This window comes from Gaetbulibacter sp. M240, assembly GCF_043876815.1.
Taxonomy (GTDB): Bacteria; Bacteroidota; Bacteroidia; order Flavobacteriales; family Flavobacteriaceae; genus Gaetbulibacter_A.
The window spans coordinates 261,987-287,986 of sequence record NZ_JBAWKA010000002.1; the positions used below are offsets into that span (position 1 = coordinate 261,987).

The 26,000-nt window shown below is 36.5% G+C and carries 25 protein-coding genes, 1 other RNA gene and 1 pseudogene; 11 read left to right on the forward strand and 16 right to left on the reverse strand.

The annotated features are described in order from the left end of the window. The first annotated feature begins 99 nt into the window (after positions 1 to 99). Positions 100 to 378: a hypothetical protein gene (locus V8G61_RS06660; protein ID WP_394874732.1), complete on the forward strand. Its 279-nt coding sequence runs from the start codon at positions 100 to 102 to the stop codon at positions 376 to 378. A 63-nt stretch (positions 379 to 441) separates the two neighbouring features. Here the strand turns inward: V8G61_RS06660 and V8G61_RS06665 are convergent, their stop codons facing one another. The 6 genes from V8G61_RS06665 to V8G61_RS06690 form a co-directional block, all read right to left on the reverse strand. After that, on the reverse strand, positions 442 to 1,359 hold the full coding sequence (locus V8G61_RS06665) for a DUF5050 domain-containing protein (protein ID WP_394874733.1): 918 nt from the start codon (positions 1,357 to 1,359) through the stop codon (positions 442 to 444). Between the two features lie 81 nt (positions 1,360 to 1,440). Next, on the reverse strand, positions 1,441 to 1,578 hold the full coding sequence (locus V8G61_RS06670) for a hypothetical protein (RefSeq protein ID WP_394874735.1): 138 nt from the start codon (positions 1,576 to 1,578) through the stop codon (positions 1,441 to 1,443). A 14-nt stretch (positions 1,579 to 1,592) separates the two neighbouring features. Next, entirely contained in the window at positions 1,593 to 4,088 is a 2,496-nt protein-coding gene (locus V8G61_RS06675; RefSeq protein ID WP_394874736.1) for a heavy metal translocating P-type ATPase, read from the reverse strand. Between the two features lie 14 nt (positions 4,089 to 4,102). After that, entirely contained in the window at positions 4,103 to 4,720 is a 618-nt protein-coding gene (locus tag V8G61_RS06680) for a class I SAM-dependent methyltransferase (protein WP_394874738.1), read from the reverse strand. 127 nt (positions 4,721 to 4,847) lie between these two features. Beyond that, entirely contained in the window at positions 4,848 to 5,975 is a 1,128-nt protein-coding gene (locus tag V8G61_RS06685; protein WP_394874739.1) for a TlpA family protein disulfide reductase, read from the reverse strand. Positions 5,976 to 6,128: 153 nt separating this feature from the next. Further along, positions 6,129 to 6,512, reverse strand: a complete 384-nt coding sequence (locus V8G61_RS06690; RefSeq protein WP_394874740.1) for a hypothetical protein — start codon at positions 6,510 to 6,512, stop codon at positions 6,129 to 6,131. A gap of 299 nt (positions 6,513 to 6,811) precedes the next feature. On the opposite strand from V8G61_RS06690, the gene V8G61_RS06695 reads away from it, so the two are divergent. Then, positions 6,812 to 7,231: a hypothetical protein gene (locus V8G61_RS06695; RefSeq protein WP_394874741.1), complete on the forward strand. Its 420-nt coding sequence runs from the start codon at positions 6,812 to 6,814 to the stop codon at positions 7,229 to 7,231. 25 nt (positions 7,232 to 7,256) lie between these two features. Further along, entirely contained in the window at positions 7,257 to 7,475 is a 219-nt protein-coding gene (locus V8G61_RS06700; protein ID WP_394874742.1) for an SHOCT domain-containing protein, read from the forward strand. 39 nt (positions 7,476 to 7,514) lie between these two features. Here V8G61_RS06700 and V8G61_RS06705 read toward each other — a convergent pair whose 3' ends face one another. From V8G61_RS06705 to ssrA, 8 genes and pseudogenes are all read right to left on the reverse strand, one after another. After that, positions 7,515 to 8,105 (reverse strand): 2OG-Fe(II) oxygenase, encoded by a 591-nt coding sequence (locus tag V8G61_RS06705; protein ID WP_394874743.1) that lies wholly within the window; start codon positions 8,103 to 8,105, stop codon positions 7,515 to 7,517. 148 nt (positions 8,106 to 8,253) lie between these two features. After that, positions 8,254 to 9,456, reverse strand: a complete 1,203-nt coding sequence (locus V8G61_RS06710) for a DUF418 domain-containing protein (protein ID WP_394874744.1) — start codon at positions 9,454 to 9,456, stop codon at positions 8,254 to 8,256. A gap of 157 nt (positions 9,457 to 9,613) precedes the next feature. Beyond that, the gene (locus V8G61_RS06715; protein WP_394874745.1) at positions 9,614 to 10,297 is read right to left on the reverse strand and encodes an SGNH/GDSL hydrolase family protein; all 684 of its coding nucleotides are present in this window, start codon (positions 10,295 to 10,297) and stop codon (positions 9,614 to 9,616) included. A gap of 38 nt (positions 10,298 to 10,335) precedes the next feature. Beyond that, a pseudogene (locus tag V8G61_RS06720) lies at positions 10,336 to 10,488 on the reverse strand (DUF6090 family protein); the annotation flags it as partial. Between the two features lie 113 nt (positions 10,489 to 10,601). After that, complete coding sequence (locus V8G61_RS06725; RefSeq protein ID WP_394874746.1) at positions 10,602 to 11,357, reverse strand: DUF6090 family protein; 756 nt, start codon at positions 11,355 to 11,357, stop codon at positions 10,602 to 10,604. A gap of 113 nt (positions 11,358 to 11,470) precedes the next feature. Continuing rightward, positions 11,471 to 12,781: a DUF418 domain-containing protein gene (locus tag V8G61_RS06730; RefSeq protein WP_394874747.1), complete on the reverse strand. Its 1,311-nt coding sequence runs from the start codon at positions 12,779 to 12,781 to the stop codon at positions 11,471 to 11,473. Between the two features lie 296 nt (positions 12,782 to 13,077). Further along, positions 13,078 to 13,404 carry a GIY-YIG nuclease family protein gene (locus tag V8G61_RS06735; protein ID WP_394874748.1) on the reverse strand — a complete coding sequence of 109 codons (327 nt, stop codon included), beginning with the start codon at positions 13,402 to 13,404 and terminating at the stop codon, positions 13,078 to 13,080. Positions 13,405 to 13,857: 453 nt separating this feature from the next. Next, positions 13,858 to 14,252: a transfer-messenger RNA gene (ssrA, locus tag V8G61_RS06740) on the reverse strand. A 317-nt stretch (positions 14,253 to 14,569) separates the two neighbouring features. Here ssrA and V8G61_RS06745 point away from each other — a divergent pair. From V8G61_RS06745 to V8G61_RS06755, 3 genes are all read left to right on the forward strand, one after another. Continuing rightward, positions 14,570 to 15,775 (forward strand): NAD(P)-dependent oxidoreductase, encoded by a 1,206-nt coding sequence (locus V8G61_RS06745; protein WP_394875297.1) that lies wholly within the window; start codon positions 14,570 to 14,572, stop codon positions 15,773 to 15,775. A 115-nt stretch (positions 15,776 to 15,890) separates the two neighbouring features. Next, positions 15,891 to 16,685: an SDR family NAD(P)-dependent oxidoreductase gene (locus tag V8G61_RS06750; protein WP_394874749.1), complete on the forward strand. Its 795-nt coding sequence runs from the start codon at positions 15,891 to 15,893 to the stop codon at positions 16,683 to 16,685. Between the two features lie 117 nt (positions 16,686 to 16,802). Then, positions 16,803 to 17,315, forward strand: a complete 513-nt coding sequence (locus V8G61_RS06755; protein ID WP_394874750.1) for a hypothetical protein — start codon at positions 16,803 to 16,805, stop codon at positions 17,313 to 17,315. A gap of 70 nt (positions 17,316 to 17,385) precedes the next feature. On the opposite strand, the gene kdsA is transcribed toward V8G61_RS06755, so the two are convergent. After that, on the reverse strand, positions 17,386 to 18,204 hold the full coding sequence (gene kdsA / locus V8G61_RS06760; RefSeq protein WP_394874751.1) for a 3-deoxy-8-phosphooctulonate synthase: 819 nt from the start codon (positions 18,202 to 18,204) through the stop codon (positions 17,386 to 17,388). A gap of 268 nt (positions 18,205 to 18,472) precedes the next feature. On the opposite strand from kdsA, the gene typA reads away from it, so the two are divergent. Further along, positions 18,473 to 20,272: a translational GTPase TypA gene (typA, locus tag V8G61_RS06765; protein WP_394874752.1), complete on the forward strand. Its 1,800-nt coding sequence runs from the start codon at positions 18,473 to 18,475 to the stop codon at positions 20,270 to 20,272. 40 nt (positions 20,273 to 20,312) lie between these two features. Here the strand turns inward: typA and V8G61_RS06770 are convergent, their stop codons facing one another. Next, entirely contained in the window at positions 20,313 to 20,474 is a 162-nt protein-coding gene (locus V8G61_RS06770) for a hypothetical protein (protein WP_394874753.1), read from the reverse strand. Positions 20,475 to 20,657: 183 nt separating this feature from the next. On the opposite strand from V8G61_RS06770, the gene V8G61_RS06775 reads away from it, so the two are divergent. From V8G61_RS06775 to V8G61_RS06790, 4 genes are all read left to right on the forward strand, one after another. Beyond that, positions 20,658 to 21,959 carry an O-antigen translocase gene (locus V8G61_RS06775; RefSeq protein WP_394874754.1) on the forward strand — a complete coding sequence of 434 codons (1,302 nt, stop codon included), beginning with the start codon at positions 20,658 to 20,660 and terminating at the stop codon, positions 21,957 to 21,959. Positions 21,960 to 21,995: 36 nt separating this feature from the next. Further along, positions 21,996 to 23,291, forward strand: coding sequence for an oligosaccharide flippase family protein (locus tag V8G61_RS06780; protein WP_394874755.1), 1,296 nt, complete (start codon positions 21,996 to 21,998; stop codon positions 23,289 to 23,291). 490 nt (positions 23,292 to 23,781) lie between these two features. Beyond that, the gene (locus V8G61_RS06785) at positions 23,782 to 24,909 is read left to right on the forward strand and encodes a sulfatase-like hydrolase/transferase (protein ID WP_394874756.1); all 1,128 of its coding nucleotides are present in this window, start codon (positions 23,782 to 23,784) and stop codon (positions 24,907 to 24,909) included. After that, positions 24,909 to 26,000 (forward strand): glycosyltransferase, encoded by a 1,092-nt coding sequence (locus V8G61_RS06790; protein ID WP_394874757.1) that lies wholly within the window; start codon positions 24,909 to 24,911, stop codon positions 25,998 to 26,000. Before V8G61_RS06785 ends, V8G61_RS06790 begins: the two co-directional genes overlap by 1 nt.

A 26,000-nucleotide genomic window follows, 5' to 3' on the forward strand; every position in this document is an offset into this window, starting at 1 on the left:
TATTCTTAATGAAAGTAGACTTTCATTATTTTTATCCAAATTTTAATGATTAAATATTTATAATCTGAAAAAATTAACGAATTAAATCCCCCTTTAACTATGGAAAATGGTTTTGTTATCTTAGGAATTATAGCGCTACTTTTTTTAAGCATGTATGGTTATGCTTATGGCTCTGTACTATTAGAAAAGTTAAATCAGCGAAAAGAAGGTAAAAAGCGTCAAAAAGAGGAAGCGTTACGCATGGAGCAACGTGCTGAACGGCAACGTATTATTGATGAAAAAGTTAATAGATATAGTAAGCGCAGCGCTGAGATCCAAAAAGAGCTTGAACTATTGGAAAAAATGAAGAGCCAAGAAAGCGTAAAAGTAGCTAACTAAACTCAAAAATATAATTTAAAACTGCCTTTTAAAGGCAGTTTTTTTTTGTCTAATATTTTAGGTTTACAAATATTCATAAGACACAAATGCAAACCTTTTGCCATCTGGAGACCATGAGGACACATTGATTGTACCTTGCCCACCTATAAACTCACAAATTGTTTTTACAGTTTGATTATTTAAATTGAAAAGCCTTAAAGCGACATTTTTCATTGCCGGATGATCAGCACCCTGATCCTCGAGATAGGCAATATAAATCAAATATATCCCGTCGGGAGAAGGATGTGGAAACCAATTCGAATACGTATCATTCGTTAATTGTTCTTTAGTTGAACCATCAGCTTTCATACGCCATAATTCCATTTTACCTGATTTCATAGAATTATAATAAATATACTTTCCATTGGGAGAATATTCAGGGCCATCATCCAAACCGGAAGCATTAGTAAGTTCGGTTTCCTTATTACCCTGAACATCAATGGCGTATATATTGAAATCATTATTCCTTCTCCCTGTAAATACTAAAGTGTTTCCATCAGGTGACCAACCGTGCCAAAAAGATGGGGCTTTTTTCGTGATCAGTTTAGGTTCACCCCCAGTGACGGGAATAGTGTATATTTTTGAGGTAAGCCAGTTTTCTTTAGGGAGCTCTGCGTCTTCAGGAGGGTCATAGGCACTTATTGCGATTTGCGTACCATCGGGTGAAAATCCGTGATCGTTATTTAAAGTTTTCAAATGTCCGGTAGGAATATGCTCTTTTGTTTTTGATATAAGGTCGAACCGAAATAAACGGCCGTCACTATTAAAAATTAAAAATTTGCCATCAGGACTCCAATTGGGTGCTTCAAAATGAGTGGTATCTGAAAAAATAATGTCACGCGATAGGCTTTCTAAATCAAATATTTCGAGGTTACAACGGATTTGGGAGAACGTGTTTTTACTCATGAGCAATAATACTATAATTATTAAAAGGGATTTCATCAAAATTAAAATTTAGACAACGAAAAAAATCATTCATAGCCAATAAATTACAAAAAATTCCGGATATGATCCTACAGCGTGTCATAAACTATTAACCAGAATTGTTGGTAGCATGTGGTCCTTTTGCTTGAAGGCTTCTGCCAGGGCAATAGATGAAGTGCCACCGCTGATATTATCCTGACTCACGATAGCTGCAAATTCCCAGTCGCGGTAAAACAAACCTGAAATGAAAATTAAATCTTTATTCGTTTCAGTCGTAAAGCATTGGCAATAACCGATACCGAACTAAAGCTCATGGCTAAAGCAGCGATCATTGGTGATAATAAAATACCGAAAAATGGAAATAAAAGTCCCGCAGCAATAGGAACTCCGGTGGTATTATAAATAAGCGCGAAAAATAAATTCTGTTTAATGTTTCTCATCACCGCTTCACTTAGGTTACGCGCTTTTACAATACCCTGTAAATCCCCCTTGACCAAAGTAATCATGGCACTCTCGATAGCGACATCAGTACCTGTTCCCATTGCTATTCCCACATCGCTTTTTGCTAATGCCGGAGCATCATTAATACCATCACCAGCCATGGCAACTACCTTTCCTAACTTCTGTAGGCTTTCAACTTCGTGTAATTTATTTTCAGGTAGCATTTGTGCTTTAAAATCAGAGAGATTTAATTCTGAAGCGACGGCTTTTGCAGTTTCTTGATTATCACCTGTAAGCATGATCACGGCAATTCCATGATCTTGAAGTGCTTTAATGGCTTTAGCACTGGTGGGTTTGATTTTATCGGTAATAACGGCGAATCCTACAACTTTTTTATCAACCGCTAAATAAGAAATTGTTTTACCTTGCTTTTGATAGGTTTGCGTGATTTGTTCCATGTCGGGTGTGATTTTCGCCTCAGCATATTGCATCATTTTTGAATTTCCGAAAGCCACTTTTTTATTTTGAATTATAGCGGTAACACCTTTTCCGGCAATGGCACTAAAAGCCTCACATTTTAAAATGGTTACACCCTTCTCTTTTGTATGATTTAGAATCGCTTCGGCCAGAGAATGCTCACTGCTACTACTTACCGAGGCCATATATTGAAGAATCTCAGAATCGTTTGTACTCACGTCAAATTTATCTATTTTTTCTACCGTTGGATTTCCCTCTGTAATGGTACCTGTTTTATCAATAATTAGTGTATCAACCTTTTTCATTTTTTCAAGGGCATCAGCATTCTTGATTAATACACCGTTTTGTGCGCCCTTGCCAACACCAACCATAACAGACATAGGGGTCGCAAGACCTAAGGCACAAGGGCAAGCAATGATTAATACAGCAATGGCATTAACAAAAGCGAAAACATAAACAGGTTCAGGACCCCAGATCGCCCAAATGATGAATGTAATGACTGCAATGATGACAACTATCGGAACAAAATAACTGGAAACTTTATCGGCTAATTTTTGAATCGGGGCGCGACTTCGGCTGGCGGCGTTAACCATTTGGATAATTTGAGAGAGGAGGGTGTCCTGGCCAACCTTTTTTGCTTTCATTAAAAAGGTCTGATTGCCGTTAATTGTACCGCTACTGACCTTATCACCCTCAGATTTACTCACAGGCATTGGTTCACCGGTAATCATAGATTCATCTACAGAGGTATTCCCATTGGTTACCACACCATCCACAGGAATTCTTTCCCCGGGTTTAACTTTTAGAATGTCATTAATTTCAATACTACTTATGGGAACTTCGATATCTTCCCCATTTTCAACCTTAATAGCCTTATTTGGTGCTAATTGCAATAAGGCTTTTACTGCTGAATTTGTTTTGCTATGAGCTTTGGCTTCGAGTAATTGCCCAAGCAATACTAAAGTTAATATAACTGTAGCTGCCTCAAAATAAACATGTACTGCTCCTGAAGATGTTTTGAATTGAACAGGGAAAATATCGGGAAAAATCAACCCAAACACACTTAAAAGCCAGGCTACTCCCGAACCAATACCAATAAGAGTGAACATATTGAGGTTCCAGGTTACGATACTTTTATAGGCTCTCTCGAAAAACATCCAGGTTGCATAAAAAACTACGGGCAGAGATAATCCAAACTGAACCCAATTCCAATGGCCTTGCTTCATTATGTTCATCAAAGGATTTGGGTCTAGCATATCGCTCATAGCTATAAGGAAAATCGGCAAGGTGAAAGCGGCAGCAATTTCAAATTTTTTGAGCAGTATTTTGTAGTTTTTCTCCTCGGCAGAAATATCTGCCTCTTTTGGTACCAGATCCATACCACAAATTGGACAGTCTCCGGGCGCATCTTTTATTATTTCAGGATGCATGGGGCAGGTCCATTCTTGGGATGACTGTAAATTTACAGTTTGTTCTTCGACAAGTGCCATGCCGCAAATCGGACATTCTCCTGGCTGATCATATGTTTTGTCACCCTCACAATGCATGGGGCAATAAAAGACACCTTTGCCCTTTCCTTTTTTAGGTTTTTTAGTTTCATGTTTGGCGTGCATATCTTCCTGACTATAGATACCATAGGTACCGCCGTCTTTTTTTAATTCTTCCTGAAAAGTTTCCAGCGGAATATGATTTACCATGCTTATCTCGGCCTCAGCCCGCACCAAGTCAACGTTTACTTCGGTTACGCCGTCAATTTTAGAAAGCACATTTTCAACATGATTTCGACAACCGTAGCAGGTCATTCCTTGTATTTTATAGGTGTGTGTCATTATTTATTCAATTCTTAAATTTGTTTGCCTGTGCCCCAATAATTATAGCTTGCCGGCTTCCAACCCGGAATGTACATTTCGTTTAGAATATCAAGTTTAAAACCATTCTCGCTAATGATTTTTGGTATTTCTCTATTCAAATGACACCCACCTCCCAGGCGACTCCAAACAGGATCTAATCTATTTTGCCATTTAGCAATATTGGCGTCGGGTGCTTTACCATGTTCGCAAAAAATCAAAGTGCCACCGGGTTTTAAAACACGCCGGATCTCCTCAAACGTTTTGCTAAGATCTGAAATAGAACATAAAGTGTAAGTAATGACAACAGAATCGAAAGTATCATTATCTTCCGGAATATTTTCGGCGGAAGCCTTAATAAAATCGAAACTGAAATTTAAAGTCTTAGTATCACTTCTATGAATATCCCAGATTTCTTGGGATGTGTCTATCCCCAGAAGATGCTTGACTTTGCCAGTATCATAAAAGGGTAAATTTAAACCGGATCCAATACCAATTTCCAAGACATTTCCAAAGGCTAAAGGCACTACTTTTTCCCTTTGACGTTTATTGGGTTTTTGTTTACAAGCCCAGTCAATAACCTTGGGTAATATATATGTATTGTAAAGCCCCATATTTACAGCTGTATTTAATCAAATTACAGGCGTATGTCAAATGGCGTTAGTCACTCTCTAAGATAATAAAATCAGAGCAATTACCAGAGTATTTCAGGTACTTTTTAAAAAGAACTACAGGTTAATTTTATGGTGATGAAAACAACTCAGCAAGTTTTTCAGCCAGTTCCTTGCCATGAAGATCTTTGGCAATGATGATACCATTGGCATCTACTAAAAAGTTTTTGGGTAAGGCGGTGATATCATAATTAGCACAAATATCATTTGAATACCAATCCTGAGTAGAAACATTTATCCAGGTACGTTGATCTTGTTTAATGGCATTTTCCCAACGGGTCTTATCACGTTCCACAGCAAATGCAAAAATATTGAATCCCTCCGGTTTGTATTGGTCAAAAAGAGACACCAATTGCCCGGCTTCAGAGCGACACGGACCACACCAGCTTCCCCAGAAATCGATCAAGGTATACTTGCCCAGATTTTGATATAATGAATTTTCAACACCTGAAGTATCCGGAGCCACAATATTAGGCACTTTGCCCCCAAGGCTTATTTGTTTCATGACTTTAACTTTTTCCAGAATACGCTGCGTTATTTCCAATCCAGAATGCACTTTAGAAAACTGTGTAGCTAATGAATCGTAGAATTTTAGGTTGGTATCACCATTCCAACGCACGGTGGTAGGATAAATAGCTAAGGAAGTTCCAAGAGGCTTCACGGCATTAATTAAGGTGTCTCGATAGGCAGCTTCAGCCTGCTCAACACGTTTGCCGATCTCGGCGATCTTTTCCGCATCTTCAGGGTTCTTTTTCCCTAGTAATTGATATAATTGTCCACGCAAAGGGTAAACTTTGGTTTGAAGAACCTGAGATCGAAATGCTTCATATTCTTCAAATAATCTTGTGTCAGGCGAACCGGCGATATCATAGCCTTTCGTCTCTCTAGGCAAAATTTTGATGTCTTGGAGTGAGTCAGCTAAAAAAGCCACATTTGTTGAGTCATTGATCCGTAAATTATAATAATGCGGTTGTAGATTATAGGTCTCGTAAAAACTTCCATCAGGGTTTAATTTGAGTGTATCTACGGCATCAAACTGCTTTTGTGATAGGTTTGTAGCTTGTAATAGAACAACACCATCCGGTGAAGGATTTAATAATTGGCCACTAAGTGAAAAAACATAGTCTTGTTTTTCTTCTTTACAGGAAAATAAAACAATTAGAACAAGGGCTATAAACGGGATATTTTTATGGTACATAATTTCTGGTTTTTTATTTCAATATTAATCAAGTAAATATATTATGAGAATAAATTTTCAAGTAACAAATTATGATGTTGCCAAGACGATTTAAAAGTGTTTAGGGCTTCTGGTAAATGCCAGTTATTGGTAGTTTTGTTTTCCATAAAAAAATTATTCTGGCATACCCTGCGATACCCAATCTTTCATTAATTGAATTTCCGCTACGGTTAGTGGTTCTTTTTTACTTTTAAATGGCATAAAATCTTCTTCAGTTGCCGCAAGTTGTACCCGATGTATAATATCATCAATATTATTTTTTGTTGCCCTGTAAGTGTCTAGCAACTTTTTTTTCCCGCGCTCGGGATAATGACAGGGTGTACACTTTTGTTCCATTATTGGAGAAATATCCTTGTTATAGGTTACAGGATTTTCGAAGGTTTTCGCCTCAAACGTCGTAGAGGCTGTTTGTTTGGATTTACAATATTGCAGGAATACCATTAAAAGTAAAAGACCCAATAGATATAAGTGTTTTGTAGCCGACTTTAGTTTGTTCATAAATGATTTTTTAATCCGGGTCCAGTTAAAAAACACTATATAATTTCTAAGTAGATAATGAAAAAATAGCAGTTTCAATCTGAACTTAATGTCTCTAAGATACTAAAAGTCAATATATTTTGTAAAAAAAGCCTTTAAATTTTCTATAAAACAAATACATATTATTAAAACAGTAAGAAAGTTTCGTTTAAAAGCTTATTGCCATGGCTCTAACTGATCAATATCATTTTGTATGAGTTTGATAACCCTTAGCTTCAAAGGTCAACAAATTGATGTCTAATGTATAAAACTAGAATATTATGAAAACATTTCTAACAATTTTATCAATGATAGGCTTATTTCTTTTTGTTAGTTGCAATCAAAATACTAATGCAAACAGGCTTCTCGAAAATGAGAAAACAAGGGAGGAAATCTTTAATACCATAGGAAACAATCATGATTATATGATGGATTTTATGGAAAGTGTGCAAACCAATGATCACGCTATGAACATGATGCAAGGGCATCCTATGATGATGAGACATATGATGAATACGCAAATGCAAAACATGATGAATAATAGGGATATGATGGATTCGGTGATGATGAATATGTTGAACGATGAGAATACGATGTCCAGAATGATGCAAATGATGCATGATAATCATATGATAAGCCAGGATTGTATGCAGTCAACGATGAACATGATGCATTCGGGAAGTATGAAAAATTCGAAATAATTAATACCATTTAAAACACATTGTAATGTATCAGTATAATCATCATTTCGGAGGTATGCATTTTTGGTGGTGGCTCATTGGGGCGATTGTAATTATTGGGTTTATTATATTTTTTGTAGTTGTTTACTTTATGAAACCAAATAAAGAAACGCCATTGGAGATTTTAAAACGGCGCTATGCCAGAGGGGAAATAGGCAAAGACGAATTCGAGTCAGCAAAAAAGGCCCTTAAGGAAGGGAATTAAAAGTAGAGCTTGAATTACTGTAAATGGACTTTCAGGCGATTAGATTGATTTCATCCATCCTGTTAAACTTAAGCGCTGGATATTACTGGTTACTACCTCATGTGGAAGGTCGCTCCGGAAAAACACCATACGTCCTGGAATGGGTTGAATTGTGGTTGTCATATCATCGGAATATAACAATAATTCGCCGCCATCACCGGGGTTCCATGCTTCAGATAGATAAAACACTAATGAAAACTGTCGCTTATTATCATTCATAAATCGATCTACATGCTTTTTGTAAAAAGATCCTTTTTCATAAACGGCATATTGAAATTCAAAGTTGTGAATACCGGCAAAACAAGTTTGGTTCAAATGATTCACAAAACCCTGAACTTTTTGAAGAAACTCTTTTTCACACGGATTTGCTATGGCAGCATCTAACCAATAGATGTGGTCATTTCTTATTTTTTTGATCATCTGAAGATTATCCTTGTTACCAATACCTGCAGAGTGAAAAAGATCATCATTATAACGCAGAAGTAACGATTTTCGGAGACCTACCAACTCTTCAGAACTCAGCCAATGGTCTACGGAGCCAAAGCCTTTTTCCAAAAGGCCATGAATCAAAGTTTCGTATGTTTCGAACACAACTTAGGCCTTTGTAAATCACATCATTACAAGGCATGCGAAAGTAGTTATTTTTTAAATAGGTTTGTTTTTTTCAAGAAAAAATATTCAGACCATCTAACTTGATGGAAATCAGAGACAAAGTTCGAGTTTCAGTAGTGATTTATACTTATGCTGTGGGCTTTTTTAGTGTTGTAGATGTATGAAGCCTCATAGGTTGCCATTTCAAATGAGTGCCGCTTCGCCAAAGCCATTCCAGTGGCCCGTATTTAAACCGTTTGAACCACCAAACACTAAAAGCTGTTTGTATGATGAAAATAAGGATGCCTAAACCTATGGCAAGCGTAGCAGATAGCTTTAAGAACATTCCTAGACCATAACCGTAAAAAATAATAATACCAAAACCTGACTGCATCACATAGGTGCTAAGCCCCATTCTGCCTACAGGCACTAATTTTTTTACAAGACCCTGAGTTGGTTTCCTATTGTAAAGCCAAAAGACCAGACCAATATAAAAGAGGGGTATGAAAATATTAGAGGTTTCCTTAGCAACAAAGGCTATAAATTGTACAAATTGGGAATGATCTGCCGTGTAAAAATTATAATGAATTAAAACCAAAGGCACTCCAATTAACGCGGAAATTGCCATAAGCTTTTTTAGGGGTAATCGTTCCAACTGTTCATGATATTGTTGTCTTCCAATCCAAAGGCCTAATAAAAATAATCCGGGAAGCACCCAAACGCGTCCACTTTGAAACATGAAATTGTACTTATTAATGAAACCAATGGTACTATTAGAATCCAGGACACTTTTAAGGTCACCGTGAAGAATAAGATCAACATAGGTGTTTGTAGCCTCAGCCGGGCTAGGCCCCATAGGAATGTAGGGATCGAATGGTGGCGTATATCCGAATAATGACAATAATTTTAGTATCATAGTGGGACCATTTATCGTTAGGAACAAACCTAAAACCAAAATATACTTTGAAGGCAAGTGTCTGGCAAGAAGTAATACAAACCCGAATACAGCATACACGGTTAAAAAGTCACCACGATAAAAAATGTGATTAATGCAACCAATGAGAAAAAGGAGAACCAAGCGCCAGGCGAATTTACTTGGACTGGAATTTTGTTTTCGATCCAGGATCAAATAAAAGCTTAAACCGAACAACATGGAAAAAATAGCATAAAATTTACCAGAAAATAAATTACGAACTATCCATCTGGTCGTATCATCAATAGGATAGACGAGGTTATAACCGTAATATTCGGGAGGGACGGGACTGGCCAGATAGCCTTGATACATGTGCGTCAGGATGATGCCAAATAAGGCGAAGCCTCGCAATGCATCAATTTCTTGAATGCGTTTCATTAATTGCTGATTGTTTTACACATTTCAAAATAGGTCAACTTAAAGTTTTTAATAAGGTTCAGTTTAAAAAAAATAACAGGATCGATAAGCGTAAATATATAAATTATGTTTTTCTCCCTAAGGATCATTATTTTGAAGCGGACTTGATAAAGCGGTGTTATTCATTATTCAAGTGACTGTTAACTTGATCTTTAATTTGTCTCATGCCTTTTATGGAAGGATGCCCTGCTATTTTATCGATTTCCTTTAAAACAATGCAATCCACTTGATAATATTTGCATATGGTCTTTACCGACTCATTAATAGCCTCGTTAAGATCAGTGTTCAGAATAAAATACAGTTTAGCTTTTGGGTATTGTTTAAGCATATAATCGAGCATAAAAGCCATGGCAGGTCTAAATTGGTATAAGGAGATTTTGGTCCAATCAGAATATTGAAAATCGCCAAGAGGTGCTTGAGCCCAAACATCATTTGTAGCACCAAAAATAAAAATGATATCGGGGTTGCCCAGGTTATTCATGCGCGCTAGGAATGAGCAACACGAAGCATCCATATTATTGTACCCGGTATTGCAAATTGTAGATCCTGAAAAAGAATTATTCACCTCCAATTGATAGCGCTTATCCTCCATTAATTGGTGCCACCATAATTGGTTAACCGAGGATACATCGGTGCCATATCTGGGAATCTTAAAATACCACAGCGCGTTGGATTCAGGAAACACATGGCCTTCAAAAGTGGAGTAGGAGTCACCTAAAATGGAAACTTTCTTAGGGTCTTGGCAGTGGGTTAATAACGTGAATAGAAGAAGTAAAAGAAAACCTTGTTGCAATCGTTTCATAATTAATTTCCATTTAAATTAAACCACGTAATTCTTGAAACAGCTCGAGCCTCATTCCAGTTGTTTATTTGTAAGGCGATCAAGATCCCGATCACAACTAGAATAATTTCGCCAATGGCGTACAGGAAATAATTTCTGAATTTACTTTCAGAAAGTAAGCGTTTACGAATATTACGAAAAAATTTAAGCATAATTTATTGGTTGGTTTTGAAGTAGAGAAGACTATTCGGTTTATTGGGTAAGATCTTGTTAAGAAATTTTTTTATTGAAATCATGTACCTCACTTGTTTTTATTTTACAAAATTCAAGACTTTATTTGTTCATTGATGAGATTTATAATTCTTGAATTTATTTTTTCGAGGTTTCTATTTTGTTGCAACAGATCGGTTAAAATAGTTAATTTTAGGGTAATGATATTTCTGAATTTTCGATCTTTCAAAACCTGCAATATCTTGTCTTCTTCAATAGCAGGTGGTATATTATAATCATCAACACGCAAAAGGGTAACCGCCTGGAAATCTAAATTGTCAATGATATAGGGTTGAAAGGAATTTACAAGTTCTAATTCATGCGTATTTTGAACCAATTTTATGAGATCCACAGCTTTGTAATAATTCCCGATTTCATTTTTTAATCCGGTATTGGAAATTAATTTGAAGTCACCCGACCCAATCAAATTGTTATAAACTCTATCCGTACTATTGTACGAAGGCATATCATTAATCAATGTAAATGAAGAATTTAAGGAATCGACTGACATGGTTGGAGACTCCAAAGCCGATTGTTCCAAAAGACTGGTGAGATTTGGTATAATTTGCTGGATTTTAGTAATATTTCGATCAGATCGCTCTAAATTAAATTCAAAATCCTTTAACAGATCACTTAAATAAGCATACTCAGAAGCTTCATTCTGCCTGTTCTGATTCCAATTGTTTATACTTAAAGCGATCAAGATACCGATCACTACCAGAATGATTTCGCCTATAGCGTATAGGAAATAATTCCTGAATTTACTTTCAGAAAGTAAGCGTTTACGAATGTTACGAAAAAATTTAAGCATGCATTAATGGGTGGTTTTAATGGTTGAGATTCGTCTGGTTAACTCAAACAATATAGCAAATGTTTGGTGTTTTAGACTAGTAATCTTGCCATATAACAACTCAAACAATATTTCTATGAATCTGTGTTGTCCTTTTTTAAAGCATGCACCTTTAAATAACTCAAGTTTCTCCAAAGCCATTCCAAAGGTCCAAAACGGTAATATTTTAACCAGATCGGACTTACGATCAATTGGAAGATCCAAATACTGAAAACCACGTACATAAGTTCATGTCGCTGCAATTTTCCAAACATGGCAAAACCGGCTCCCGTAAAAATAAATAAGGCAATTACCGAATGCATGATGTAATTGGTTAGGGCCATCTTGCCTACCGCAGCCAGACTCTTTTTAAGCCAATTTAGAAGTGGTAATTTGCAGAAAAGCATGATTAATCCAATATGACCTATGGCCACTGGAACACGTCCTAATTGATAGGTGGCAAACGATTGCGAGAAGCCCATAAATGAAAACTGGCTGTCTAAAATTGTTTTTATCTCATAATAATTAATAGAAATTCCAATGGCATAACCTATAAGAGCTATAAGACCATAGAACTTATATGATTTTTCCGCAGAAAGAATATTTAATTTAAATAATGCAATACCCAATAGCATCATACTAAGAACGTCCCAAAGATCGTAGCGATACGGGAAATGTTCATTATCACTGGTGAAATGCGGGGCGTTAAAGGCTACTACCTTAAAGTAACTCTGACGCATATTTTCATTATAATCGTTTATAGCTTCGGGTGATCTTTCTTCTTGCATGTCATCCCATTTTCTCAGGGCAGCTGTTTGCTCTTTTGTTAAATCTTTACCAGCGTTTTTGTTTGTTCGTGCCAGCTCAATCTGCTCCATAAAGGTCACATCCTTACGGTAATCACTGTAATCCCAGAGGGCTCCTGCGGCTATTAAAAATATAAATAATCCTATGAGTTTTTTAGGTGACAACGATCGAAACGGAAAAACGAGAAACCCGAAAAGCGCATAATCAAAAAGGATATCACCACTCCACAATATGAGGTAGCCATGAATAAGACCAAATATTAAGAGCCAAATAATTCTCCTAAAATAAATATTAGCACCTTCCATGCCAGCACCTTTCTTTTCAAGACGATCCAAAAGTATAAAGACGCCAACGCCGAAAAGCAGGGAAAACAAGGCGCGCATGGTGCCCTCAAATAATAGGCTGGAGGTGATCCAGGTGGTGAGGTCCCAGCCAGTTGCGCCGCCGGCAACCGTGGGGTCCATGTAGGCACCTGCCAGTCCCATACCATTAATATTCATAATTAAAATACCGAAAAGCACAATGCCGCGCATTACATCGAGGGATTGAATACGGTCTGAAGCTTTTAAAGGGGCAAAGGGATTTCCTACCTGAGTCATAGTGGTTGTTGATTGGTTAGTTTTTGCTTTTTACTTATTCAGACAATCAGGGATTGAATAAATATGTAAACTAATTATCAGGTCTTAGGGATATAATACTAATGACTAATATAGTAAATGTTTGGAATAAAAGTCGAAAATATAGGATTGGGAAGTGTTGAAAATTAAAAGAGCTTAGGGAAACTTGATGTTTTTCACTCTCAGTTTATGGTTGTCATCCAGAACGTGTTTCAGGGTCTAACAAGAGAACCAAGGAGATGCTGAAACAAGTTCGACATGACAACAACAATGATTTGTCACCCTGAACTCGTTTCTGGGTCTAAACCCAAAGGCCTCCATAAACTTTCCCAATTTGGATTACAACTTTCAATTAAATTAATTTTCCATTGTCTATGCCAATTCTTTAACTGCTTTTCCCGCTTTATGGCATCCTCTATAAATTGAAATTCCTCGAAATAAACCAAAATTTTCAGCTTGTACTTAGATGTAAAATAACTGCCTTTGCCTTGAGTATGTCTTTCCATTCTATCGTCTATACCACCTGTGACTCCGATATATAAGGTTCCGTTTGGTTTGTTTGTCAATATATAAACCCAATAGTTATGATAGGCTCTTTTTGGCATTTTTAGGGTAGATCTTAGATTAAAAATAGTGAATTTTGGTGATGCTGAAACAAACTTAACATAAAAGCAGATAGTTTGATTTGTCACCCTGAATTCATTTCAGGGTCTCTGGAATAGGAGGTTAGATGCTGAAACAAGTTCAGCATGACAGAAACAAACGGGATTGGTCACCCTGAACTCCAACCTGTCACCCTGAATCTCATGATTGTAACCCTGAACTGGTTTCAGGGTCTTTTGCTATTGTATACCAGATGCTGAAACAAGTTCAGCATGACAAACATCCACCAAACAAAAAAGCGCTCAAATAAACTTGGCGCTTTTCCTTATTGCACTATGCATTCGTGGAGTCGGAGGGATTTGCTAGCGCACATCCCAAAGCGTCCCGCTTTGAACATAGTCTCAACAAAAAAATGCTCAATCAAGATTGGCATTTTTTTGTCTTCAACTATGCATTCGTGGAGTCGGAGGGATTCGAACCCTCGTCCAAACAAGTAACAAAAGAGCTTTCTACACGCTTAGTTTTCGCTTAGGTTGTCGGCTGCAAGCTGGCGGAAAACAACCTACTTACAACGTAGCTTCTAAATCTCGATGCTGCGTCGAAGCGCCACAACACCTTGGTTAATTTTTACGATGCCTCTAAAGGGAACGCCACTAACCAGGGCTTTCCGGAGACATTTAGCTTTTCCGTCTTACGGAACTAGGCCAATCCTACTATAATTCGGATTAGGCAGCTAAAGCGTAGTTATTCTCGCCGTTTAAAAGTTTGGTCTAGCCTTTTACGTGTCTCAAAACCATTACACGGCGTGCTTACCATTTCATTAATCTCGCTGTCAAAACCAGTCGACCCCAAAATTATTTCTATGATAAGGGCGTTACGTCCGCGCTTTTAGGCGCGGCCGTCGGGCTATCCGCTACAAGTCCTCGCGCAAAGCGCTGTGGGCTTTTCACTACTATCCCTAACGCGGGCAGCAAAGGTATCAAAAATATCTCGATTTTCATCTTCACCAACGGCTATTAAAGAGCAAAAAGCATACCGCTTGTCAGTATGTCAGTAAGAAATTAAAATACTTTCACATATCAACCAAAATTCATCACTTTAGAATATCTTTAAGTACGTATCTTTGCCAAAATCAATCTTAAAAATTTAAAGGTATATAGAATGAGCATCACTTTTGGTATCATCAGAGAACGCAAAAATCCACCAGATCGCCGTGTGGTTTTCTCACCCGAAAAACTGGTCGAAGCCCAAAAGCAGTTTCCTGAAGCCCGGTTTAAAGTAGAGTCTTCTGATATCCGTGTGTTTTCTGATTCCGAATACCGCGAACAAGGCTTTGAAGTTACCACCGATATGTCCGATTGCGATGTGTTGCTCGGAGTGAAAGAAGTTCCTATGGATGCGCTCATTCCAAATAAACAGTATTTTTTCTTTTCGCATACCATAAAAAAACAACCCTATAACCGCGATCTTCTTCGAGCTGTTTTAAACAAGAATATCGTGCTTTACGATCACGAAACCATCACCGATTATAAAGGCTATCGCCTTATTGGTTTTGGGCGCTATGCCGGAATCGTTGGGGCTTATAATGGTTTTCGTGCCTGGGGTTTACGCTACAAATCCTGGGATTTACCAAAAGCAGGAACACTAGCAAATCAGGCAGAACTTATGGCACAACTCCACAAACTCGATGTTCCTAATATCAAGATCTTACTCACCGGAAGCGGTAAAGTAGCCAAGGGTGCCATGGAAATGCTCGACGCCATGAACATTAAAAAAGTAAGTGTAGACGAGTATCTTAATAAATCCTTTAACGAGCCGGTGTATTGCAATGCCGATGTTCTTGATTATAACAAACGTATCGATCATCAGGAACTGGATAATAAAGATTTCTTTGTGCATCCAGAGGCCTATGTATCCGATTTCATGCGCTTTGCCAAGGTTGCTGATTTCTATATTGCCGGTCATTTTTATGGCGATGGAGCGCCCTATTTATATACCCGCGATGATGTGAAATCACCCGATTTTAATATTAAAGTTGTTGCTGATATCAGTTGCGATATCGACGGTCCGGTAGCCACAACCATACGCCCGTCAACCATTGCCGATCCCATTTACGGTTACGACCCACAAACTGAATCTGAAACCGATTTTACCAATGAGAATGCGATAGCTGTGATGGCGGTTGATAATTTACCCTGCGAATTACCACAAGATGCCAGCGAAGGTTTCGGTGAGCAGTTTTTAGAACATGTGTTACCGGCTTTTTTCAATAATGACAAGGATGGTATTTTACAGCGCGCCAAAGTCACTGAAAACGGGATGCTCACACCACGATTCACCTATTTACAGGATTATGTAGATGGGAAGGAGTAGTATTCGAGGATACGACCAAGTTACCGAAAGAGGGGAAATTTTTAAAAACAATCATACATTTTTGGGTATTCCAACCTTAAAAGAATAGTTTAGTAGCATATTACTAAAACACCTCATGACAAAAACCGCATTAATAACCGGAGCAGCCTCAGGCTTGGGGTATGAATTTTCAAAATTACTTGCCAGTGATGGGCATAATTTGATCTTGATCGATATTGATGAAGCTAACCTGAAAAAGGTTAAATCGGACCTGGAAAAATCCTTTAATATTCTGGTGAAGCTATTGGTGAAAGATCTGAGTCAGCCAAACATTGCTGCTGAGGTCAAGGAGGCATTGGAAGGTGAGGTTATTGATGTTCTAATAAATAACGCCGGTTTTGGACTCTTTGGATCGTTCCACAATACTGATTGGAAACGTGAACTCGATATGCTTCATTTACATATTATCACCTCAACACATCTTACAAAATTGATCCTGGACGATATGGTTTGTCGTAATTCAGGAAAAATTTTAAATATATCTTCTTTAGCAGCGTTTCAGCCAGGACCTTTAATGGCCATTTACTACGCTTCAAAATCTTATTTATTATCATTTTCAGAGGCTATTTCCAACGAACTTAAAGGAACCGGTATTACTGTCACTGTGCTTTGTCCGGGGCCAACAAAAACTTCATTTCAGCAAGTTGTGTCAGAGCAAGCCTCAAATGATGATTCAAAAAATAAAATTGAATTTAACATGGCTTCATCTGCAGAAGTAGCCGCCTATGGTTACAATGCCATGAAAAAAGGTAAAACTGTTGCGATTCCGGGAATTTTAAATAAGTTTTTAGCCTCTCTTCATCGGTTTGTGACTCGTGGTGCAGCTGCTAATATCGTACGGAATATTCAAGAAAAAAATAGACCGGAATAAGGTAAGATTCAAGGAATTAAAAAAGTATTTTGAATTAATAATAATTGGTTGTAACTGTTTTATTTTCAATAAAATATAGTACCTTAGGGTGTTATTAACAAATCAAACTAAACCAATATGAAAATTTTTTATTCCACCCTTATGCTGGGGCTATTATTGATAGCCTGCCAGCCTAAACCCGACACTTCTGCAGACGACTTGTTTAAAAAAAATGCGGAGACCGTAATGAAATCAATTCAAAACTGGCAGGATGAAAAACCAGACTATTCTCTTTATGCCGATTCGGCGATGGCGGTTAATACCTCCTTTGGTGCTCAAGAGGATATGATCATGATTTTAAGTGAGGAGTCTAAAAGCAATGATAAGATGATGATGGAGATGTATGACTTTGAACTATTAAACAGCCCGCCTTCTTTTTTACCAGGGGTTAATCCGGATACCAAAAAACCGGATGGATCTGTGCGTTACTATGGGGCCTGGAAGGTAACTTTACCGGCTACCGACTCGACCGAAGCCAAATCAGGAATTCTTAAAATTTACGAGTCCTATGATTTTAATGAAGATGGTAAAATTATTTACCAACAGGGCTATGGTGATTTTTCGGGTTTAATGATGTACCTGAGTAACTAAACTCAACACTAAAAATAAAAAAACCCATCAAATATTTGATGGGTTTTTTTTATTGAAATATTTTTCAGTATTAGAAAGTATTTATTGTATTTCTAATAGCCGTTAAGTGGGTTAAAAGTGCTTCCAAATTATCCAAATGCAGCATATTGGCTCCATCACTTTTGGCATTGGCAGGATCAAAATGGGTTTCAATAAATAAACCGTCCACATTATTTACCACTCCGGCACGCGCTATTGTCTCGATCATGTCCGGGCGACCACCGGTAACGCCAGCTTTTTGATTAGGTTGTTGTAAAGAGTGTGTTACGTCCAGAACTACTGGGGCGTATTGTTTCATCGTTGGGATACCTCTGAAATCCACAATCATATCCTGATAACCAAACATTGTTCCGCGATCAGTAATCCAAACTTTATCGTTACCAGAATCTTTTACTTTTTGAACGGCGTGTTTCATCGCCTCCGGACTCATAAACTGTCCTTTTTTGAGATTCACCACTTTTCCGGTTTCAGCTGCTGCAACTACCAAATCTGTTTGACGTACAAGAAAGGCAGGGATTTGCAATACATCAACATATTCAGCGGCCATGGCAGCATCAGAAATTTCATGGATGTCTGTAACCGTTGGGATATCGAAAGTTTCGGAAACTTTGTTTAAAATTTTCAAAGCTTTTTCATCACCAATCCCCGTAAAACTATCGATCCGACTGCGATTTGCCTTTTTAAAACTTCCTTTAAATACATAAGGGATTTTTAGGTTATTTGTAATTGAAACTACTTTTTCGGCAATACGAAGGGCCATATCTTCGCCTTCGATGGCGCAGGGACCACATAATAAAAAGAAATTATTGCTTTCGGTGTGTTTTAACTTCGGTACGTCTTTAAGCGTCATTACTGTGTTATGTTAATTTAGACCACAAAGATACTATTTCTAATAATGTAATTAGCAACTTTTTGCTTGAGTCTTAGGATGATTATAATCAATGTGGTACTGATTTAACAAGGTTAGTATGTTTATTTTATTTTTAATTAACACATTGTTAATCATTAACTTAAAGGCTTAAGTAATCCTGGCTTTCAATAAAAAATGAAATAAATAATTTGTATTAATTATCCGTTATTTATAACTACCTTTGCACGCTTAAAATAAGGCAGCAATTATGGCTTCAATAAAAAACATTGCGATTATCGCCCACGTAGACCACGGTAAAACAACTTTGGTAGATAAAATTATGTACCACTGTCAGTTGTTTCGTGATAATGAAAATACTGGTGATCTCATTTTGGATAATAATGATTTAGAACGTGAACGCGGTATTACAATTACTTCGAAAAACGTTTCAGTAGTTTATAAAGGCACTAAAATTAATATCATTGATACCCCGGGTCACGCCGATTTTGGTGGTGAAGTTGAGCGTGTTTTAAACATGGCCGATGGCGTTTTATTGTTGGTTGATGCCTTTGAAGGACCTATGCCGCAAACCCGATTTGTACTTCAAAAAGCGATCGATCTTGGTTTGAAACCTTGTGTGGTTATCAATAAGGTTGATAAAGAAAATTGCACACCAGATGAGGTACATGAAAAGGTATTCGACCTGATGTTTGAATTGGGTGCCGAAGAATGGCAATTAGATTTCCCTACGGTTTATGGTTCTGCCAAGAACAATTGGATGAGTGACGATTGGCAAAATGAAACAAATAATATTGAGCCCTTGCTTGATATGGTTATAGAACACATTCCTGAAGCTAAAATTCCGGAGGGAAATACACAAATGCTCATCACTTCTCTAGATTTTTCATCGTTCACGGGACGTATAGCTATTGGACGTTTAACTCGTGGTTCGTTAAAAGCAAATCAAAATATTTCATTAGTAAAACGTGACGGAAGTATTGTTAAATCGCGAATCAAAGAATTGCATGTATTTGAAGGTTTAGGTCGTAAAAAAGTAGATGGTGTTCAGGTAGGTGATATTTGTGCCATTGTAGGTTTGGAGGGCTTTGAAATTGGTGATACTGTGGCGGATTTTGAAAATCCTGAAGCTTTAAAAACCATAGCTATTGATGAGCCTACGATGAGTATGTTGTTTACCATCAATGATTCACCTTTCTTTGGTAAAGATGGTAAATATGTAACCTCGCGCCATATTAAAGACCGTCTTACAAGAGAATTAGAGAAAAACTTGGCCCTTCGTGTTGAAGAGACCAATAGTGCTGATAAATTTATGGTATTTGGTCGTGGTGTATTACACTTATCTGTCCTCATAGAAACCATGCGTCGTGAAGGTTACGAATTACAAATTGGCCAACCACAGGTGATCATTAAAGAAATCGATGGTGTTAAATGCGAACCGGTTGAAGAAATGACCATTGATTTGCCGGAAACAGTTTCCGGAAAAGCTATTGAAATGGTGACGATGCGAAAAGGGGAGATGCTCAGTATGGAAGCCAAAGGGGATCGTATGGTATGTGAATTCATTATTCCATCACGTGGGATTATAGGGTTACGAAATCAATTACTTACTGCCACGGCTGGTGAAGCTATTATGGCGCACCGTTACAAGGAATATCAACCCTTAAAAGGGGGCATACCGGAACGCCAGAATGGAAGTTTGGTATCTATGGAAAAAGGTCAGGCGATTCCATATTCTATTGATAAATTACAGGATCGAGGTAAGTTCTTTATCGATCCGGGTGAAGATATTTACGAAGGTCAGGTGATTGGTGAAAACTCGAGAGGAGATGATATGACTGTGAACGTGACTAAAACCAAAAAATTGAGTAACGTGCGTTCTTCAGGAGCCGATGATAAAGCCAAAATTGTACCGGCCATAAAGTTTTCTTTGGAAGAGGCTTTGGAATATATTCAAAAGGACGAATATGTTGAGGTTACTCCGAACCATTTGAGAATTCGTAAAATATTCTTAACTGAGGTGGAGCGCAAACGGAATAAAACAATTTAGAAATGGATGTGATGGGTATTTCTCCAGTAGACTGGCTCGGCTATGCCGCAATGGCTACAGTACTCATTTCATTCTTAATGCCTTCCGAACAAAAATTGCGATTTGTGAATGCTTTTGGGTGTCTGCTCTTCGTGGCATACGGGGCGTTACTTTCTCCGGTTTCAAATCCTATCATCATTACCAATGTTGCAATTTTACTCATAAACGTGTATTACCTACTCAAGAGGAATAAAATATTTTTTTAGTCAGGACGTTTGTAAATAAGTAGCATAGATTAAATGATTTTGTATCTTTGGATGCTTTACATTGCATTTAATGTGATGAAGGTAAAGTAATCCCTCGTAACGAAGTATTGAGATATCTCTAAATACAAGTCCATTTATACTTGAAAAAATTAATAGATTATATAAATAAACAGGTATTAGTTAAAATTACTTCGCTGCAAACAGCTTCAGTACTCACTAAAATTATTGCCGGTATTTTAACCTCGAAAGCTCTTGCTATTTTTGTTGGACCTGTGGGATTGGCATTAGTAGGAAACCTAAGAAATTTTGTGAGTGCTTTTCAAAGTATTTCCATTTTAGGTTTTTATGACGGTTTTGTAAAATACGTGGCCCGATTTAAGAATGATGTTAAGGGGTTAACCAAAACCATTTCTACCGTTTTTTATTTTGGTTTTTTCGCTACTATTATCACATCCCTTTTTTGTTATTATAATGCCGAGAGTATCAATAAATCTATATTTCCGGAGTATAATGATTATGCTTATGTAATTCGTGTTTTTGCCATTGTCTTACCGTTTTACGCCCTAAATATGTTCTCATTTGGGATTATGAATGGCTTTTCAAAATATAAGATCCTTATTGTTATTAATATTATTGGGCAGGTCTTAAGCGTCTCAATTGCTTTACTTTTAATTTATCAAAACAAAATTGATGGGGCGTTAATCTCTGTAGTTATCGCAGAATCCCTTATTTTCTTGATCACTCTTGTTGGTATTACAAACCGAAAAAGTTTAATGAGTCATATTCAAGCTTCAGCAGTGAGTTTTCGGTTTTTAAAGCAAATGTTACCGTACTCATTAATGGCATTATCTACAGCTATTATACTGCCATTAATTGCATTGGTTATTCGCTCCTATATTATCGAGAATATTGGCTATAAGTATGCCGGTTTCTGGGAGGCTATGAATAGGATATCAAAGTATTATTTAATGTATATCACTTCCTTATTGGCCCTCTATATTTTGCCGCGTTTTTCAAAAATCACCTCATTGGATTTTTTAAGGAAGGAAGCCCTGTCTATATATAAGACCCTTATTCCAGTGCTTACGGTTGGATTCATTCTCATATTTATTTTTAAACAATATATTGTTTCTTTTATTTTTTCCGATGAATTTGCACCGGTGGAGGAACTATTTGGGTGGCAGCTTTTAGGAGACTTTGTTAAAATACTATCTATAGTAATCGCCTATCAGTTCTTAGCCAAAAAAATGTTTTGGCATTTCATTATTACAGAGGCTTTTTTGGCGATTACCCTGTATTTATCCAGTATTTATTTTATTGATTATTTTCATGGCATTAAAGGCGCTGTTGTGGGTCATTTTGTGAGTCACCTATTATATTTTACCATCGTCGTTATGGTATTTTACAGTCCGTTTTTTAAAGTTTATGATGTTGAAGAGTAAATAGGTTTTTAATTTTTAATTAACCATCCAACTATTTTGAAAATATCCATTAGGCATATTTTATCCAATCACATAATTAAAACCGGATTTTTTAATTCGGCCTCTGTAGGGGTGAAAATAGTTGCAAGTATTTTGTCATCCAAAGTTCTGGCGCATCTACTTGGGCCTTCAGGAATGGGACTGTTAGGAATTTTCAAAGAGTTTTTCAATATGAGCGTTAATGTAGGTTCTATGGGATTTACCAAAGGCATTATTTCATATGCTTCAGCTCTTAAAAATGACAAAAAGTCCTTTACAAGTTTTTCGAATACCCTTGGGTTATTGGGTCTAATTTTTAGCTCGATATTCGGTATTTTGATATTTGCTTTCGCAAAAGAATTAAACTATTATTTATTTAGCTCAGATACCTTTGTATTGGTATTCAAAATACTGGGATTTGCAATGCCATTTAGTGTTTTAAGTATTTTTTTATTGGCTTTATTAACCGGATTAGGATATGACAGGAAAGTCATTAAAATGAATATTCTAGTTTATATTTTAAATATGTTTTCATTAGTGATTTTGGCCTATTTGTATGGAGTCAAAGGCGCTTTGATTGGGATTTCATTAGTGTACGTATTTCAATTGATTTCTATTATTGTCTTCAAGCCGAAGACTTTTGACTGGAATATTTTAAAAGCCTTTAAAATATCAAAAATTTATACAAAAAAGATATTTGGATATTCTGTCATGACCTTGATTTCGTTAATCCTATTTCCTTTTATTTCAATTTTAATTCGGGAAACCATCATTAACGTTTTGGATCAAGAATCTGCCGGATATTGGGAGGCTATGAAGCGCATTTCGGAAAATTATCTTCTTTTTGCAAGCTCACTGGTTTTACTTACTGTTTTGCCAAAACTTTCAGAAAAGAATGCCTTATTAAAAAAGGTGGTTTGGGATTTCTACAAGTCTGTTTTGCCATTTTTTATTTTATTCCTGATCATCATTTTTAGTTTTAAAAAATTTATTGTCTTATTATTTTTTTCGGATGAATTTTTACCGATGTTAACCTTATTTAAATGGTATTTATTGGGTGACATTTTTAGGATCCTTGGCGTAGTTTTGGCAGCTAATTTTTTTGCAAAACGAAATATTTTAGGATATATTTTAACGGATATGTTTCTGGCGGCCATTATGTATTTTTCAACGATAGCACTTATAAAGTACTATGGTTTGGATGGCGGTGGTTTTGCCTATCTTATAAGTTATGCAGCCTATTTCATTGTATTACTTTTTGTGTTCTATAAATCTTTATTTTTAACACCTGTGGATAATAGCATTGATGATTAAATACAAACATAATAGAGGTCACCTCAAATTATTTATGGAGTTTTTGGTTCCTGTGGGCGTGTATTTCTGTTTTGAATCGTTGATAAGGTTCGGAGGATTGCCAAGGCTGCTTAATCTTTTTGAGAACCTATTATTTGCGTTTTCACTTACCATACTGATGTTTGTATGGCCCCAAAAATTCAGATATTTATATTGCAAAGTAGCCTTTTGTATTCTTGTATTTTCACTTTTTCTAGAAACATTGTATTATTTATATTTTGGAACTATTTTAAGTTCTTCCGCTATTTATATATTTATTGAAACAAATCTACCGGAGATTGAAGAGTTTTTGGCGTCTCATATGAATTTAACCACGTACGTGGCCTTAATTTTTTTAGCAACTACTCTTTTTTATGGTTTAAAGCGTTTGCCTAAGTTTGAAAATTTAATTGAAACTTATCGGATACAAAAACTTTACGTGCTCCTTAGCCTTCTACTTATATTTGCTTTTTTGAAATTCTCCACCCTCATCATTTACAATGTTCCTTATTTATTGGTGAAGGCGCCAATAAACTATTTTCAGGATATGAAATCCTTTGAATACTATGGTAAGACCCACGCTGTAGGGAATTTTTCTAATGTTTCCCTTAAAAATCCGAATCCCAATAAAAAGCTATACGTTATTGTTATTGGTGAATCCACCTCCAAAACACATTTTGGTTTGTATGATTATTATCGGGAAACGTCACCTCAATTAAGAGCTATTTCAGATCAGCTAACTATTTGTGAGGATGTTATAAGTCCCCATTCATATACCATTGCAACTTTAACCAAGGCGCTTACTTTGGGAAATACAGAGAAACCTGAAAAAATTTCATCAGGATCTATTATTCAGCTTTTAAATCAAGCTGGTTTTGATACGTATTGGGTGTCTAATCAAAGGCCTTTGGGCATTTCTGAAACACAAGTCACTAAAATAGCTCTGGGGGCTTCAAAAACATCATTTTTAAATACAAAGCATACCGATGAAATTACGCCATATGATCAGGTATTGGTGAAGGCTTTAAAAGAAATTGTTGCTTCGGACGGAAATAGTAAAGTGGTGTTCTTACATATGATAGGAACACATATTAAATACAAGAACAGGTTTCCTAAAGAATTCAAATATTTTAAGGACAGACCCCAAGGAAGGTTTGTTGAAAAAAACAATGAACACATTATTAATCAATACGATGATGCCATTCGCTACAATGATTTTATCATTCGTCAAATTATTGATACAGTAAATGATGAAAATCTTGAAAGCTTTGTGCTTTATACATCCGATCATGGTGAGGAGGTTTTTGATGACTCAAAGTTTTTTGGTCATGTTGATGGTATGATTACTAAAAGTTTATTCGAAATTCCCATGCTTCTCTGGCAATCAAAACAGCACAAAGCTCTAAAACCTTTACCTCAAAGTTTGCCTTATAAATATGTGATTGATGATCTATTTCACAGCATTGCTGATTTATGTCTGGTAGAAAGTGATGAAGTTGATACAACACGAAGTATTTTCAACAAGGGTTTCAATGAAAAAAAGCGCCTGATCAATGATAACATTGAATACGACTCAATAATTAATACACTTCAATATTGATGAAAAAGGTATGCATAGTGGCCAGTTCGTTAACGCATGGTGGGGCTGAAAAAGCTGCTGCAAATCAATCGTTGATATTTTTTGATTTAGGATATGAGGTGCACATTGTTACAGTATCTTCTGGAATTTCTTACCACTGTAAGGGTCAGGTTTATGATCTTGGCCAATTTAAATCAACTTCGGATTCTCATTTAGACAGATTGTCAAGACTCTTAAAATTCCGTTCTTTTCTAAAAGCACAAAATTTTGATCTTATTATAGACAATAGACCTAGGAATCAGGCATATCGAGAATTTATTATTACTAAGTTTATCTACAAGGTTCCGGTAATTTATATGCTTCATTCCTATGAAGTTTCATTAGCCTTTACAAAGTATTCCTGGCTAAATACTTGGCTTTACAAGAATAAAATGATGGTAGCTGTTTCAAAATTGGGGGCTAAAAAGTTCAAGAAATTATTTGATTTGCAAAATGTAAACACCATATATAATGCTTTAGATTTTGAAGCTATTAAGGAGCAGTCTGAAATGCCTTTAGATCTTCCGTTTGAAGGCTCCTATATCATGTTTTATGGGAGAATACAAAATTCGTCAAAAAATCTAACATTATTGTTGGAGGCCTATATGGCGTCAAAATTAATAGAGCATCAAATTAAATTAATTGTTATTGGAGATGGCGAAGATTTAGCTCAATTGAAAGCGTATTGTGAAGAACTTAAAATTTCAAATAATGTTCTATTTACAGGATTTAAAACCAATCCATTTCCTTATCTTAAAAAGGCTCTTTTTACGGTATTAACAAGTCGCTCGGAAGGTTTTGGTTTGGTAATTCCAGAATCTTTAAGTTTGGGCGTACCGGTAGTTTCGGTGGATTGTGAAGCTGGTCCTAAGGAGTTAATTACACCCAACATCAATGGTATTTTAGTTGATAATTATAGTGTTAAGGCCTTGGCTGAGGCGATGAATAAAATGACATTAAATAAAAATTTTAGAAGGGTTTGCAGCCAAAAGGCAAAACAAAGCGTCTCCCAATTCTCATTGGAAACGGTTCGAAATTCATGGAAAAATTATTTAGACAGTCAGGGTTTATAG